Origin of the sequence: Niveispirillum fermenti (assembly GCF_048066175.1) — a bacterium.
Classification (GTDB): Bacteria; Pseudomonadota; Alphaproteobacteria; order Azospirillales; family Azospirillaceae; genus Niveispirillum; species Niveispirillum fermenti.
Genome location: NZ_JBLTXA010000015.1, coordinates 44,766 through 58,804 on the forward strand (window position 1 = coordinate 44,766; position 14,039 = coordinate 58,804).

A 14,039-nucleotide genomic window follows, 5' to 3' on the forward strand; every position below is an offset into this window, starting at 1 on the left:
CAGATTGCGATGAGGTCCATTCATCGCAATTTGATATAAAGGGTCCGGCAAGCCAAGCATGGTTGCCGGCCGCTGAACAGCCCCCGGTTTCACTCATTCTCCACGCACAGCCTCTGATCGCGCGACGCCCGTGGACCCTGGCAGGGATACCATCGATATCGACGCAACAATGAATTTCTTATTTCATTTTTTGGATGCAAATATTTAGAATACGGATAAACATCCATGACCCCGCCACAAACCAGAGTGCAACATGGCTTCCGCTTCTCCCCGCAAGATCGTCGTCACCCAGCGATTCTTTGATGATCGTTCGCTGGCCTATCTGCGTGCCCATGGATGCACCGTCGAACTGGCCCCGCCGCCGCCTGGCATGGGCGAGGGCGATATGGATGTGGAAACACTGCGCCGGCTGCTGACGGGTGCGGCGGGCTGGATCGTCGGCCACGCCCATGTGACGCGGGCCTTGCTGGCGGCATTGCCCGACCTGCTGGTGGTCGCCCGCCGCGGGGTGGGATATGAGCGCGTGGATGTGGAGGCGGCGCGCAGCCTGGGCCGGGTCGTGACCATCGCCGCCGGCGGCAATGATGCCTCCGTGGCCGATCATGCCATCGGGCTGATGATCGCCGTGGGCCGGCGGTTCCGCCAGTCGCAGGCCGGCATGCTGGACGGCGACTGGTCGATCCTGACCGGTTCGGACCTTTGCGAGAAGACGGTCGGCCTGGTGGGGCTGGGCCGTATTGGCCGAAGCGTCGTGCGTCGCCTGTCGGGCTTCGATGTCCGCGTTCTGGTCCATACAAGCAGCCCCGATGCCGATTATGCGCAGCGGACAGGCATCGAATATACCGACCTGCCCGAACTTCTGCGCCGTTGCGATTATGTCAGCCTGCATGCGCCGCTGACCCCGCGGACGAAGGGCCTGATCGGCGCTTCGGCCCTTGCCGCCATGAAGAAGGGTGCCTTCCTGATCAATACCGCGCGGGGTGGTCTGGTCGATGACGCCGCCCTGCTGGATGCGCTGCGGTCGGGCCATCTTGGCGGTGCCGGGCTTGACGTGTTCGCCAGCGAGGCCGACCCCGCCCTGCGCCCCGTCACAGAGGCGCTGCTGGCCTTGCCGAACGTCGTGGCCACGCCGCACGCCGCCGCCTCCACGCATGAGGGACTGGCCCGAACCAATCTGGTTGCGGCGCGCTGCGTCGTGTCCATCCTGGACGGCAAATCCCCCCCGCCCGGCACCGTGATTGCCGACGGCCGGGACACCTTGCCGCTGCCGGCCGGCGGCTGATCATTCGGGGTTGCACGACGGCCACCCGGCTGGTGTAAGAAACCAGGTGGCTCGCGGCGCAGGGCGGAGTGGCAGGTGGCGGAAATGGCAAGCACGGACGATATTGAACAGGATGAGAGCCTGACCGATCACCAGCGGACGGAGCCGGCCACCCATACCGTGCTGACGCGCCTGCGCGAACTGATCGTGACGGGTAAGATCGCGCCGGACACCAAGTTGCGGGCCGAAGCGCTGGCCACGCTGCTGAACGTATCGCGCACACCCATTCGCAGCGCCCTGGCCGTGCTGTCGGCCGAGGGGCTTGTCAGCTACAGCGTCAATCGCGGTTATACTGTCCGTCCCGTCACGATCGGCGATGTGTTCGACAGCATCGATGTGCGGGCGTCCCTGGAAGGGATCGCCGTGCGCACGACCGTCGATCACGGCTGGGAGGCGGACGCGCTGGCCGAACTGGCCGAAATCGTGCGCCAGGGCCGGGTGATTGTCGATCGGGGCGTCTGGTCGGAAGAGATCGAGCTTGACTGGTATCAGCTCAATTTCCAGTTCCATCGGGCCATCCTGTTCGAATCCCGGAACGAGGTGTTGCGCGCAGCCATGCGCATGACCCTGATCTATCCCGTGCTGGGCGATGCTGCACGCCTGTGCCCCAGCGTGGCGGCCTGTGTCCCGCCGCGGCACCGGCAAATCCCGTCGACCCCGCCGGCCCATATTCTGGGCTCTCAGCAGGACCACGAGGAGGTGCTGGCCGCCATCCGGCGGGAGGACAGCACAGAGGCGCAGCGGCTGATGCACGCCCATGTGCTGGCCACCAAGACCCGCCTGCACGCCGTCGTCATCCCCCGATAGGGGGCGGGGCGCGTGCGCCCTCCCGAACCCTTTCCCCCCCCTCAGAAGCCCGCGGCGATGGCAATGGCGGCGTCACCCGCCTCATTCTGCAACCGGTCCAGTTGAGCCACGACCTGTTCGGACGCGGCCTCCACCTCGGCAATTTCCGCCATCGCGCCGTCCAGATCACCGGCATTGAACAGTTCGACGGCGCGGATGCCATGTTCATGCACCGACCGGTGCGGGGCTTCCAGCGCTGCATAGGCGGGGTGGGAGCGCAGCGGCATCGACGCCGCACCGTAATACCATTTGCCCAACCGGCACGCATCATGGCGGGCCAGTTCGTCGGCCCGCAGCGTCTGCAGCCCGACCACCATGTCCGCCAGGCGTTTCTTCCACATGATGTGGTCGACCTTGGCGATCTTCACGATCTTGTTGGGGATGTCCTGCTTCATCAGGTCGGACAATTGCCGGCCCAGAAGGGCCTCCACCCCCTTTGTCGCTTCCACATTGCGCATGATGGCCTGGCTGTTGGAAGCGGCACGGCCCGCGATGTCGGTCACGCCATGCGCCACTTCCTGGGCAGCCGCCGTTTGCTGCTGCAGGATGGCCGCGATTTCCGCCATGCGTTCCGTGGTGGTGTCCACCCGCTGGGTCACGTCGTCGATTCGGGAGGAGACGTCCCGCATCTGGTCCTGACCCGCAGCCACAGCACGGGTACCCTCCTGCATGGACCCGACGATGGCGCCCATCTCATTGCGCAGATGGGACAGGCGGGCGCGGATATCCTCCGTCGCCTTGGCCGTCTGGTTGGCCAGGGACTTGACCTCCGACGCCACGACGGCAAAGCCCTTGCCGGCCTCCCCCGCCCTTGCCGCCTCGATCGTGGCGTTCAGGGCCAGCAGGTTGGTCTGGGCGGCAATAGCCTCGATACTGCCCAATATGTCCTGGATGCGGTCGGACGCCTCGGACAGTTCGGAAACGCGCGACGCGCTGTCGGCCACGGCCTGAGCGATGGCATCCATGCCGCGGACGGCGCTGGCCACGGCCTGCCGCCCGCCTTCCGCCACGTCATGTGCTTCCGATGCCAGACGGGCCACATCCTGACTGCGGGCCGAAATCTCGTTCACGCCGGCAACCGTTTCCTCCGTCGCCGCCGCGATGGCCTGCGCCTGGGCATCGACGGCGCGCAACTGCCCCACCATTTCCGCATTGGCGATGGAGGCGTCGTTGATGGCGGTGGCCACATCGACGGTACGGTCCATCAGCCCGGTCGCGAAGCCTTTCAGATCGGTGGGAACGGCCGCAGGTTTGCCGGCCTCCGCCGCCACCGGCGCGGGCGGCGCCAGCAGGCGGTCAAGGGCGGCCGAAAGCATGCCGCCCAGCGCGCGCACCTCCTGTTCCGCGACACCGATGCGCCAGCGATTGGCCCGCATGATGGCGGCCACCATTGTCGCCTGCGCATCCATGAAAGCGGCACTGGCCGCCGCGGGGCTCATGCCCGCCGCGCGATAGGCACCGGCCAGACGGGCAACATCCGCCTTCTCCAACTCACCTGCAATCAGGGAGCGCAGTGCCGCGACGGTCGCGCCGTCGGGATGGGCGCCATTGCCGAGACGGCGGTGCAAAACTTCGGCAGCGGAACCAAATACTCCTCCAAGCCGCCCCAAAACCGCGCGCCCCGCCGCAAAAGCCTGACCATGCATTTTCTGTCACCTGTTGCCGCATCGACCTAACGGGCTGTGTGTAACAGGTTTGTCCTTATTGGAAAATGCTGCCTGAACTTTTGCGCAGTGCAAAAATTATTGCTTCATTGCAGCAATGTCAGGAACCGAACGGTTGAAGACAAATCGTTGCGTTGCACGGCGCGCCGGTCGGCCGCCTCCCAATCCTCGCCCCATTTCTCGATCTGGTAGTTCTCGTCCAGTTGCGCCAGATCGAAGGCCTGTTCGGGCGTGAGATGTCCGTCGACCAGGGCCAGCGACACCAACAGGGAACCCGTGATGCCGATGCAGTTCTGCAACGCCGTCAATCGCCATTCATCCAGTTCGCCGACGGCGGCCCCCAGGGCCTTCAGCGCCCCCTCGGGCTGGGGCCTGTGGATGATGCCGCTTGTGATCAACAGGTGTGCGTCATGGCGCCGGGCTGCCCAGTCCAGCAGCGGGTTCCACAGCCTCGCCTGCCGTTCCACCAGTTCTTCCGGCTCTTCCGCGCGGTAGCAGACCAGTTCGCTTTCGCCATAGGCGGCGGATGCCGCGGCCACGTCGGCCAGCCGCCCGCGCACGCCGTCGATGCTGGTGCTGGCCAATTGCGTCAGGGGCATGGTGGCGGGTTTGACCTCCTCCCCCTGCGCCGTCCATTCGGCGGCGATGGCATCCGCCAGGGCCTGAGTTGGCACGGTCAGCGGCAGTTTGGCAGGCGTGCGCACGGGCTTGCCATCCAGGGCGATGCCGAATCCATCCTCGACCGCAACCACATCGACCTGCTTGTAGAAGCGCTTCATCCTTTTCAACCCTTGTCCAACAGGCCGGCCACCGCGTCGGGCAGGGCGGCATAATCATGCACCAGCCGGTCGGCCCCCGCCGCCAGCAGTTCGGCCCCGTCATGGTAGCCCCAGGCCACGCCGACGGACCGCACACGCGCATTGCGCGCCATCAGGATGTCGAAACTCGTATCGCCGATCACGACCGTGCCGCTTGCGTCCGCCCCGCTTTCAGCCAGGGCGGCATGGACCATGTCGGGGCTGGGCTTGCCTGCCACGCGGTCGCTCGTCTGCAAGGTCACGAAGCGCGGGGCAAGCCCGTGATGGGCCAGGGTGGCATCCAGCCCGCGCCGGCTCTTGCCCGTGGCGATGCCCAGCGCGAACCCCGCCGCCTCCAGCCTGTCCAGTGCTTCCAGCACACCATCGAACAGCGGTTCCGGATGGGTGCCGGCCAGCCGGTTGTGGTAAAAGGCCGCCTTGTAGGCCTCGGCGATGGCCTCATGCGCGCTTGCATCCAGCAGGGGCGCCAGTTGGGCAACCGCAGCGACCAGCGGCAGGCCGACGACGCGGCGCACCGCCATGGGCGGCGGCGATATAACGCCGTGAGCGGCGAACCCCGCCTCCATGGCGGCGATGATGGCATGCTGGCTGTCAACCAGCGTGCCATCGCAATCGAACAGGGCGAGTTTCAGCACATCGACCTCAATCCAGCGCCGTAAACGGGTCTTCCTTCAGGTTCTGGCTGAACCCGAAATAGTCCCAGGCGGGGCGCATATGGTCGGGCAGCGGGGCTGTCACGTCGATCATCCCGCCGCGCGGATGCGGAATGATGATGCGCCGCGCATGCAGGTGCAGTTGGCGCTTCATGTCCGCCCCGTCCAGGAAGGCGGCCTGTCCGGCATATTTGCCATCGCCCAGGATGGGGGTGCCGATGGCATTCATATGGACACGCAACTGGTGCGTGCGCCCCGTGCGGGGCCACAGCGCGACGAAGGCCGCCTTGCGGTGGGCATGTTCCAGCACGGTATAATAGGACTGGGCACGCTGGCCATTGCGTTCATCGACCATCATGCGCTCGCCCCCCGCCGCCATCTCCTTGGACAGCGACAGGTCGATGCGGCCCTGGTGCGGTTCCGGCACGCCCACCGTGATCGCCCAGTAGATCTTGCGCGCATCGCGGCCCCGGAAGCTTTCGGTCAGGCGCGTGGCAGCAAAGCCGTTGCGGGCCAGGACCAGACAGCCGCTGGTATCCTTATCCAGCCGGTGGACCAGCTTGGGCCGGCCCTCGGCGTCGAATTTCAGCAGGTCCAGCATGGCGTCCAGGTGCTTGGCCTGGCCCGTGCCGCCCTGAACCGCCAGGCCGGCCGGCTTGTCCAGCACGATGACGTCGGCATCGCGGTAAAGCACGCAGGCGCGAAGGGCCGCGACATCCTTGTCGCTGAAGACGGGTCTGGGCGTTTTCGCGGCCCCCTGCGCGTCCGCCGGTACCGGTGCCGGGGTGGCGTCGGGCAGCGGCGGAATACGCACGGTCTGGGCCGGTGCCAGCCTTGTGTTGGCATCGGCACGCTTGCCGTCCACCCTCACCTGACCCGTACGCAGCAGCTTCTGCAGGGCGCCATGGCCCACGGCCGGGAAATGCCGCTTGAACCAGCGGTCAAGGCGCATGTCCGCCTCGTCCTCGGCAACCATCCTCGTCTCGACGGCCTTAGCGGGGCCGCGCGCGTCACCGGCATCACTCATGCCGTCACCATCCGTACCAGATAAAGCCCGGCGAACAGGCCGCCGATGCCGACAATCACGGACGACAGCACATAGGCCGCCGCCAAACCGACATCCCCCCTTTGCAGCAGGGCCGCCGCATCCAGGGAGAAGGTGGAAAAGGTCGTGAACCCGCCCAGAACGCCAACCGTCAGGAAGGCCCGTACCTCTGCCGGTGGTGACCAGACATGAGCCATCAGCCCCACCAGCAGTCCCATCACCAGCGACCCGACGATGTTCACCGTCACGGTCGCCCAGGGAAAGCCCGTGCCGAACAGCCGTCCGAACCCCACCGCTGTGAGATAGCGCGCCACGGAACCGAACGCACCCCCGATTGCGACATACAACACCATCTTCATGCGCCGACCCCGAATATCCAACCCTCGCGGCGGGCGGTTTCTGCCGTCATGCCGGACGGGTTCCAGACGCCCGGCTTCGCCGCCAGGCGCGACAGCCCGGCCGCGGTGATGATGGCATCGCCGAGATCATCATTGTAGTCGAGCAGATCGTTCCACGCCAACCGGCAACCGAAAGGAGCCAGACATCGCTCAAGCTCGGCCTTTTCCCTGATCTTGTTCACATTCCCGTTCACCTGCTTGCGGAACAGGGTCGGAAACACCTCGACAATAACGCTCTGATCCGGCCCCGGCGTTTGCGCCGGCCATACCGCCAGCCTGTCACCCAGCAGGTTGCGCAACCGCCGCAATGTCAACATGCCGGCCAGCGACGCCTTGCCGACCTGCTTCGACCCGATGAGCTTGAACAATGATTCCGGCCGGCCAAGCCCGCCCGCCGCGGCCGCGATCTCCGTCTGTCGCCGCTTGCCCGTCCCGTCCCCCCAATGGGCCGGTCGCGTTCCCCTTATCCAATAGCTCGGCTGGAACAGGGGGTGGGAAACCGCGGCGCCACCGAAATCATCGGCGGCACCGTTGGCAGCCACATGCACCAGGTTCCACAGATCGAACATGTGGTCCTGATCGGTCCGGCCGTCGAGATAACCGACACCCTCCAGCCACGGCAGGGAGAATCCGAAATCGAAGCCGACAAGCAACCTCTCACCGCGTGCGACCCGTTCGGCGATCCAGTACGCCACCGCTTCCCGGCGCCAATGTCCTGCAACCGCAACGGCCGGATGGACGATACTATCCTGCCCGCAATGCGCGACGGTCACGCCTTTGTAATTTTTCTCCCGCCCCGACCAGTCGATGCCGACGAACCGGTCGAAATCCCTGCATATTTCCTGCATGCAAATCATATCCGCCTCTGATTCGGTATCCGTTCCTGACTTTATGATGTCCTGTGATGCGCCGGAAAGCGGGGCACCGGAAGTTTTCCTGCGAGGATGTTCGGCCATTGCCCAATCGCCGGTCCCGTCGCATCATCGTTCCCTGCAACCGGGAGGCAATATCGATGACCAGCATTTACGATTTCACAGCCAGGACGCTGGATGGCAAGGACGTATCGCTGGGCGAATGGCGGGGCAAGGTGATGCTGATCGTCAATACTGCCAGCAAATGCGGCTTCACCTATCAGTACCAGGGGCTGGAGGCGCTGTACCGCGATTATGGCGAGCGGGGGCTGGCAGTGCTGGGCTTTCCCTGCAACCAGTTCGGCCAGCAGGAGCCGGGGGATGCGGCGGAAATCGCCAATTTCTGCTCGCTGACCTATGATGTCAGCTTTCCCATGTTCGCCAAGATCGATGTGAACGGCGACGATGCGCATCCGCTCTACAAGTGGCTGAAGACGCAGAAGCGCGGTCTTTTGGGAACCGGCGGCATCAAGTGGAACTTCACGAAGTTCCTGATCGACCGGTCCGGCAATGTGACAGGTCGCTACGCGCCCACGACCAAGCCAGAGCAATTGACGGCCGACATCGAAAAGCTGCTGTGACGATACCGGTGCCGCCCCTTGCCTTCCGGCGGGGGCGGGCCCACCATGCGTCCGACCTGCAACAGGACGCATGATCATGACGCATCAGGGAAATTCCGCCGCCAGCCGCGACATCGCCTTCCATCTGCACCCCTATACCAACCTGAAGGCCCACGAGACGGTCGGACCGCTGGTCATTACCAGCGGCAAGGGTGTGACCGTCACCGACGAGACGGGCAAGGATTATATAGAAGGGGTTGCCGGCCTGTGGTGTACGTCCCTGGGCTTTGATGAGCCGCGGCTGGTGGATGCCGCCATCGGGCAGATGCGCCGTCTGCCCTTCTACCACGCCTTCGCCCATAAGTCGCATGAGCCAGCCATCGATCTGGCCGAGCGCCTGATCGCGCTGGCGCCCGTACCGATGAGCAAGGTGTTCTTCGCCTGTTCGGGGTCGGAAGCCAACGACACGGCCGTCAAGCTGATCTGGTACTACAACAATGCGCTGGGCCGTCCGCGGAAGAAGAAGATCATCGCCAGGGCCAAGGCTTATCATGGCGTCACCGTGGCGGCGGCCAGCCTGACGGGCCTGCCGAACTGCCACCGTGATTTCGATCTGCCCCTCGCCGGCATCCTGCACACCGACTGCCCCCACCATTACCGCCATGCCGAGCCGGGAGAGAGCGAGGAGGCGTTCGCCACCCGGCTGGCCGCCAACCTGGAAGCCCTGATCCTGCGCGAGGGGCCGGAGACGGTGGCCGCCTTCTTCGCGGAACCGGTGATGGGGGCCGGCGGCGTGATCCTGCCGCCCGCCACCTATTTCGAGAAGGTGCAGGCCATCCTGCGCAAATATGACGTGCTGCTGGTGGCGGATGAGGTGATCTGCGGCTATGGCCGCACCGGCAACATGTGGGGCAGCCAGACCTTCGGCATGAAGCCCGATATCCTGACATCCGCCAAGGCCCTGACCTCGGCCTATCTGCCCTTGTCAGCGGTGCTGGTCTCCGACGCCATCTACCAGGCCTGTGTGGATGAAAGCGCCAGGATCGGCACCTTCGGCCACGGCTACACCTATTCGGGCCATCCGGTAAGCTGCGCCGTGGCGCTGGAAACCCTGAAGATATATGAGGAGCGCGACATCGTGGGCAGGGTGCGTGCCCTGGCGCCGCGCCTGCAGGAGGGGTTGCGCGCCTTCCGTGACCATCCGCTGGTCGGGGAGGTGCGGGGCACCGGCCTGATCGCCGGGGTGGAACTGGTGGCCGACCGGGCAACGAAGCGGCCATTCGACGCGGCGCTGGGCGTAGGCACCAGACTGGTTTCCTTCAGCCACCAGCATGGCGCCATCCTGCGACCCATCGGCGACACGATCGGCTTCTCCCCGCCCCTGATCATAACGGAGACGGAAATCGATACGCTGCTGTTCCGGTTTGAAAAGTCGCTGGCCGACACGGCGGACTGGCTGGTCCGCGAAGGTGTCAGGCTGGATTGATGCCGCATGCCGAAGGCGGTGTTGCCGCCGCGTGTCCGCCAGATGGGCAGGGAAATCAGGAATACGCCCGCAAACCCCTTGCGGCGAAATGATGAATTGACCGAAATCAAGGCGATGTTAATCGTTACCCGTCATGTTTGCCCCCGATGGCCCGTCGGCAATGTCGGGACCCTGCGCGACAAGCCGTCGCGTGGGGTTTTGTGAAGCCAACCTTTGGAGTAATAAACAAGGGTGGACAAACGGCATGGCCGGCGTGACACTTATTGGTGGCGTCAACGGGACAGTGGCCCATGGATTACGAGAGCTTCTTCAAGAGCCAGATCGACGGTCTGAAGCGTGAGGGCCGTTACCGCGTCTTCGCGGATCTGGAGCGTCGTGTCGGGGAGTTTCCCACCGCCACCTTCCATGGTGAGGATGGGGTGCCCAAGGATGTCACGGTCTGGTGCTCCAACGATTATCTGGGCATGGGCCAGCATCCGGTCGTCATCGGCTCGATGATTGACAGCCTGCATAAATGCGGGGCCGGGGCCGGTGGCACGCGCAACATCTCCGGCACCAACCACTACCATGTGCTGCTGGAACGCGAGCTGGCCGACCTGCACGGCAAGGAAGCGGCCCTGCTGTTCACCTCGGGCTATATCAGCAACCAGGCCACGCTTTCGACGCTGCCACGGCTGCTGCCCAATTGCGTCGTTTTCTCCGACGCGCTGAACCACAATTCGATGATCGAGGGCATCCGTCATTCCGGCGCGGAGAAGCATATCTTCCGCCATAATGATGTGGAGCATCTCGACGCCCTGCTGTCGCGCTATCCGAAGAACCAGCCCAAGCTGGTCGCCTTCGAAAGCGTCTATTCCATGGATGGCGACATCGCCCCCATCGCGGAAATCTGCGACGTGGCCGAGAAGCATGGCGCCATGACCTATCTGGACGAAGTGCACGCCGTTGGCATGTACGGCACCCGTGGTGCCGGTGTCGCCGAACGCGACGGTGTCATGGACCGTCTGACGGTGATCGAAGGGACGCTGGGCAAGGCGTTCGGCGTCATGGGCGGCTATATCACGGGATCGACGGCGCTGGTCGATTGCGTGCGCAGCTTCGCGCCGTCCTTCATCTTCACCACCTCGCTTGCACCCGTGCTGGCGGCCGGGGCGCTGGCTTCCGTCATGTTCCTGAAGGAACATAACGAAATCCGCATCCGCCACCAGGAGCGTGCCGCCACGCTGAAGCGCCGTCTGGCCCAGGCTGGCCTGCCCGTCATGCCGTCGGTCAGCCACATCGTGCCGCTGCTGGTCGGTGACGCCCATCTGTGCAAGCAGGCCAGTGACGACCTGCTAAAATACCACAACATCTATGTTCAGCCGATCAATTACCCCACGGTGCCGCGTGGCACCGAACGGCTGCGCCTGACGCCGACACCGTTTCATGACGATCGCAAGATGGACCAGCTGGTCGAAGCCCTGCTGTCGGTCTGGCAGAACCTGGAACTGAAGCGCGCAGCCTGACGCAGCCTGATGGTGAATATCCGTCGCGGCGGCTGACCGGTCGCCACGCGGACAATATGGACAGGGCCCGGAAACGCAAACGGCGTTCCGGGCCCTTTCTGCGTTCGGGCCGCATCACGCGGGGGGGGGGGGGGGCGGCGACCTGCCCGTCCGTTGTGGAGATGTTGTAACCCATTGGTCATTGCAGCCCCCTTGATGACAACCTTCCGGCGCGGTACAGGGGGATGAAATGGAAACGTTCAGCCGATAATGACGAGGAACGCAGGGATGGCAGAGGTCGATATGGATGAGCTGATGGCTCAGCTCAAATCCGAATTCAGCGATTACATGAGCGACCGGCTGTCCACCATCTACAATGCGCTCGACCTGTTGAAGAAAGGCCAGGCGCATGCTGCCGACACGCTGCGCGAGGTGCGGCGGGAAATCCATTCCCTGAAAGGGTCCGGCACCACCTTCGGCTATCCCATCGTCTCCCTGATTGCCCAGCGGCTGGAGACCTATGTCAATGATCTGAAGGATCTCGACGAGAAGCAGATTGCCGACCTGCAGACATTCGCCGACCGCATGGCGGAAATGGCGGAGCTTGATGAACAGCCGGATATCGCCTCCACGAACCTGATTATCCGCCGCCTGCCCACGCGGTACGAATTCGACATTACCGACGTGGAAATCCAGGATGTCGAAATCATGCTGGTCACGCCGAACAAGCTCGTCGCCCGCCGCGCGGCCACAGAGCTGGCGGCTTGCGGCTACCGCGTCAATATCATCCCCGACCCGATCGAAGCCATTTCCATCGCCGTGCGCATGCCGCCGGACATGATCATCGCGTCGGCCGTCATGGATGGGCTGGGCGGGATCGACCTGATCCGCGGCCTGCGGGCCATGTCGGTCACCGCCCACGTGCCGGCGGCCCTGATGACCAGCATGGGCGCCGACCAGTTGCGCGGCGTGCCGGAGGAAGCGGCCATCATCCGCTTGGGCGCCACCTTCAGCGACGACATCGCCGCAACGATCACCCGGTTCAACCTGGGGTGACGACCGGTCCCGCGCGCCCTTCCCCTGTGCGCGCATTCCTGGGGCCGTAGGTCGCAGCCGATGCTGTTGCCGGGCCGGGTGGTTGGGGCGTAGCATCCCGGCCAGCCTTCATCGTCTTTCCCACCAGGGCCGGCCCCATGTCCCACAGCCAACCGCACACCGCCTTTCCCCGAAGCCGTCCCCGCCGCAACCGTGTGGATGGCTGGACACGCCGGCTGGTGGCGGAAAACCACCTGACCACGTCCGACCTGATCTGGCCCGTCTTCGTGGTGGAGGGCGAGAACCAGCGCCAGCCCATTGCCAGCATGCCCGGTGTTGAACGGCTTTCCCTGGACCTGCTGGTGCCGGCCGTGGCGCAGGCCCGTGACCTGGGCATTCCCTGCGTCGCGCTGTTCCCCGTCATACCGGTGGAGCGCAAGGACCCGGCCGGCAGCCTGTCCGGCGATCCCGACAACCTGATGTGCCGTGCCATCCGCGCCATCAAGCAGGCAGTGCCGGATATCGGCATCCTGGGCGATGTGGCGCTGGACCCCTATACCAGCCACGGCCATGACGGCATCGTGCGCGACGGTTATGTCCTGAACGAGGAGACGGTGGATGCGCTTGTCCGCCAGTCCCTGGTCCAGGCCGACGCCGGTTGTGACATCGTGGCCCCGTCGGACATGATGGACGGGCGCATCGGGGCCATACGCGATGCGCTGGAAGGGCGCGGGCACACATTGACGCGCATCTGCGCCTATGCCGCCAAATACGCCTCCGCCTTCTATGGGCCGTTTCGCGATGCCGTGCAGACCGGCGGCCTGCTGAAGGGGGACAAAAAGACCTATCAGATGGACCCCGCCAACGCCGAGGAGGCCTTGCGCGAGGTCGCCCTGGACATTGCCGAAGGGGCCGACATGGTAATGGTCAAGCCCGGCCTTCCCTATCTGGACATCGTGCGCCGGGTCAAGGACGGCTTCGGCGTTCCGACCTTCGCCTATCATGTCAGCGGCGAATACGCGATGCTGCGTGCGGCTGGCGGCCATGGCTGGCTGAATTACGATGCGGCCCTGCTGGAAACCCTGCTGGGCTTCAAGCGTGCCGGCGCGGATGCGGTGCTGACCTATGGCGCGGTGGACGCAGCCCGCCTGCTGCGCGGGAATTGACGGGTCCGTCGCTCCCCGTCCCCTTTCAGGCCGGCGGCCGCCAGGGCTTGACCTCAACCGCCCTATCCTGATCCAGCCGGCCGATGCAGGCGATGTTGGACGGACCATTGCCGAACGCATCGGCTTCCGGCACACGCAGGGTCACCTCCAGCAGGACCATGTCGGCCAGCATCTCCCCGAACGGTTCCGGCCGGTCGCCGCCCGTGCCGCGCGCATCGGAGCCGAAGATGCGTTGAAGATACCAGGACGCACCGGAAAGCCCCGTGGGGGCCCCGGTCAGCAGATGGCTGCGAAGCATGCCGTAAAGTTCCTGGCACTGCGCCAGGGTGCGGCTGCGGGCCGGCATGGGCAGGGAGACATAGGCAACGACCCGCCGGTCGAAATGACGGAACGATGTACCGGTTTTCACCAGTCCGTCGCGCCCGTCGGTGAGATCCAGGGCCATGGTGGCCTGCCGCACCTCCCGATCCAGCCGCAGCATGCCCCAGTCCAGCAGGGTGACGGGTGTTTCCAGCAGCCAGGCATGCAGCCGGGGGTCGGTTCGCCGGTCATCGCCCCCTTGCTGGCCCAGCGCGGCGGGCACAAGAAGCGACAACAAGCACAGCCAGCCCAATACCCGCATCGCCGGTCCTCCCGCATTTCAAGAGGGGCC

General features: G+C 65.0%; 15 protein-coding genes. 8 read left to right on the plus strand and 7 right to left on the minus strand.

The window, feature by feature from the left end; translation table 11 throughout:
• Positions 1-253: 253 nt before the first annotated feature.
• Both ACM9LZ_RS15555 and ACM9LZ_RS15560 read left to right on the plus strand, forming a co-directional pair.
• On the plus strand, positions 254-1,282 hold the full coding sequence (locus tag ACM9LZ_RS15555) for a phosphoglycerate dehydrogenase (RefSeq protein ID WP_416620410.1): 1,029 nt from the start codon (positions 254-256) through the stop codon (positions 1,280-1,282).
• A gap of 84 nt (positions 1,283-1,366) precedes the next feature.
• Positions 1,367-2,128 carry a GntR family transcriptional regulator gene (locus tag ACM9LZ_RS15560; protein WP_416620411.1) on the plus strand — a complete coding sequence of 254 codons (762 nt, stop codon included), beginning with the start codon at positions 1,367-1,369 and terminating at the stop codon, positions 2,126-2,128.
• A gap of 41 nt (positions 2,129-2,169) precedes the next feature.
• On the opposite strand, the gene ACM9LZ_RS15565 is transcribed toward ACM9LZ_RS15560, so the two are convergent.
• The 6 genes from ACM9LZ_RS15565 to ACM9LZ_RS15590 all read right to left on the minus strand — a co-directional run bounded on the left by ACM9LZ_RS15565 (position 2,170) and on the right by ACM9LZ_RS15590 (position 7,593).
• Positions 2,170-3,735: a methyl-accepting chemotaxis protein gene (locus tag ACM9LZ_RS15565; RefSeq protein ID WP_416620412.1), complete on the minus strand. Its 1,566-nt coding sequence runs from the start codon at positions 3,733-3,735 to the stop codon at positions 2,170-2,172.
• A gap of 182 nt (positions 3,736-3,917) precedes the next feature.
• The gene (locus ACM9LZ_RS15570) at positions 3,918-4,610 is read right to left on the minus strand and encodes an ATP12 family chaperone protein (protein WP_416620413.1); all 693 of its coding nucleotides are present in this window, start codon (positions 4,608-4,610) and stop codon (positions 3,918-3,920) included.
• 5 nt (positions 4,611-4,615) lie between these two features.
• The gene (locus ACM9LZ_RS15575) at positions 4,616-5,284 is read right to left on the minus strand and encodes an HAD-IA family hydrolase (protein WP_416620414.1); all 669 of its coding nucleotides are present in this window, start codon (positions 5,282-5,284) and stop codon (positions 4,616-4,618) included.
• 7 nt (positions 5,285-5,291) lie between these two features.
• Positions 5,292-6,329, minus strand: a complete 1,038-nt coding sequence (locus ACM9LZ_RS15580; protein ID WP_416620415.1) for an RluA family pseudouridine synthase — start codon at positions 6,327-6,329, stop codon at positions 5,292-5,294.
• Positions 6,326-6,706: a fluoride efflux transporter CrcB gene (crcB, locus tag ACM9LZ_RS15585; protein WP_416620416.1), complete on the minus strand. Its 381-nt coding sequence runs from the start codon at positions 6,704-6,706 to the stop codon at positions 6,326-6,328. The genes ACM9LZ_RS15580 and crcB overlap by 4 nt, the downstream gene beginning before the upstream one ends.
• Entirely contained in the window at positions 6,703-7,593 is an 891-nt protein-coding gene (locus tag ACM9LZ_RS15590) for a hypothetical protein (RefSeq protein ID WP_416620417.1), read from the minus strand. The genes crcB and ACM9LZ_RS15590 overlap by 4 nt, the downstream gene beginning before the upstream one ends.
• 164 nt (positions 7,594-7,757) lie before the next feature.
• On the opposite strand from ACM9LZ_RS15590, the gene ACM9LZ_RS15595 reads away from it, so the two are divergent.
• The 6 genes from ACM9LZ_RS15595 (at position 7,758) to hemB (ending at position 13,387) form a co-directional block, all read left to right on the plus strand.
• Positions 7,758-8,237: a glutathione peroxidase gene (locus ACM9LZ_RS15595; protein ID WP_416620418.1), complete on the plus strand. Its 480-nt coding sequence runs from the start codon at positions 7,758-7,760 to the stop codon at positions 8,235-8,237.
• 76 nt (positions 8,238-8,313) lie between these two features.
• Complete coding sequence (locus ACM9LZ_RS15600; protein ID WP_416620419.1) at positions 8,314-9,702, plus strand: aspartate aminotransferase family protein; 1,389 nt, start codon at positions 8,314-8,316, stop codon at positions 9,700-9,702.
• A 6-nt stretch (positions 9,703-9,708) separates the two neighbouring features.
• Positions 9,709-9,906 carry a hypothetical protein gene (locus ACM9LZ_RS15605; RefSeq protein ID WP_416620420.1) on the plus strand — a complete coding sequence of 66 codons (198 nt, stop codon included), beginning with the start codon at positions 9,709-9,711 and terminating at the stop codon, positions 9,904-9,906.
• A gap of 86 nt (positions 9,907-9,992) precedes the next feature.
• On the plus strand, positions 9,993-11,207 hold the full coding sequence (hemA, locus tag ACM9LZ_RS15610) for a 5-aminolevulinate synthase (protein ID WP_416620421.1): 1,215 nt from the start codon (positions 9,993-9,995) through the stop codon (positions 11,205-11,207).
• 267 nt (positions 11,208-11,474) lie between these two features.
• Entirely contained in the window at positions 11,475-12,242 is a 768-nt protein-coding gene (locus ACM9LZ_RS15615; protein WP_416620422.1) for an Hpt domain-containing protein, read from the plus strand.
• 137 nt (positions 12,243-12,379) lie between these two features.
• On the plus strand, positions 12,380-13,387 hold the full coding sequence (gene hemB / locus ACM9LZ_RS15620; protein WP_416620423.1) for a porphobilinogen synthase: 1,008 nt from the start codon (positions 12,380-12,382) through the stop codon (positions 13,385-13,387).
• 25 nt (positions 13,388-13,412) lie between these two features.
• Here the strand turns inward: hemB and ACM9LZ_RS15625 are convergent, their stop codons facing one another.
• Positions 13,413-14,009, minus strand: a complete 597-nt coding sequence (locus tag ACM9LZ_RS15625) for a hypothetical protein (protein ID WP_416620424.1) — start codon at positions 14,007-14,009, stop codon at positions 13,413-13,415.
• Positions 14,010-14,039: the final 30 nt, after the last annotated feature.

Coding starts and splice junctions, on each gene's coding strand:
- ACM9LZ_RS15605 (WP_416620420.1), top strand. CDS start 9,709: ATGCCGAAGGCGGTGTTGCCGCCGCGTGTCCGCCAGATGGGCAGGGAA.
- ACM9LZ_RS15595 (WP_416620418.1), top strand. CDS start 7,758: ATGACCAGCATTTACGATTTCACAGCCAGGACGCTGGATGGCAAGGAC.
- ACM9LZ_RS15600 (WP_416620419.1), top strand. CDS start 8,314: ATGACGCATCAGGGAAATTCCGCCGCCAGCCGCGACATCGCCTTCCAT.
- ACM9LZ_RS15625 (WP_416620424.1), bottom strand. CDS start 14,009: ATGCGGGTATTGGGCTGGCTGTGCTTGTTGTCGCTTCTTGTGCCCGCC.
- crcB (WP_416620416.1), bottom strand. CDS start 6,706: ATGAAGATGGTGTTGTATGTCGCAATCGGGGGTGCGTTCGGTTCCGTG.
- hemB (WP_416620423.1), top strand. CDS start 12,380: ATGTCCCACAGCCAACCGCACACCGCCTTTCCCCGAAGCCGTCCCCGC.
- ACM9LZ_RS15560 (WP_416620411.1), top strand. CDS start 1,367: ATGGCAAGCACGGACGATATTGAACAGGATGAGAGCCTGACCGATCAC.
- ACM9LZ_RS15555 (WP_416620410.1), top strand. CDS start 254: ATGGCTTCCGCTTCTCCCCGCAAGATCGTCGTCACCCAGCGATTCTTT.
- ACM9LZ_RS15580 (WP_416620415.1), bottom strand. CDS start 6,329: ATGAGTGATGCCGGTGACGCGCGCGGCCCCGCTAAGGCCGTCGAGACG.
- hemA (WP_416620421.1), top strand. CDS start 9,993: ATGGATTACGAGAGCTTCTTCAAGAGCCAGATCGACGGTCTGAAGCGT.
- ACM9LZ_RS15615 (WP_416620422.1), top strand. CDS start 11,475: ATGGCAGAGGTCGATATGGATGAGCTGATGGCTCAGCTCAAATCCGAA.
- ACM9LZ_RS15590 (WP_416620417.1), bottom strand. CDS start 7,593: ATGCAGGAAATATGCAGGGATTTCGACCGGTTCGTCGGCATCGACTGG.
- ACM9LZ_RS15570 (WP_416620413.1), bottom strand. CDS start 4,610: ATGAAGCGCTTCTACAAGCAGGTCGATGTGGTTGCGGTCGAGGATGGA.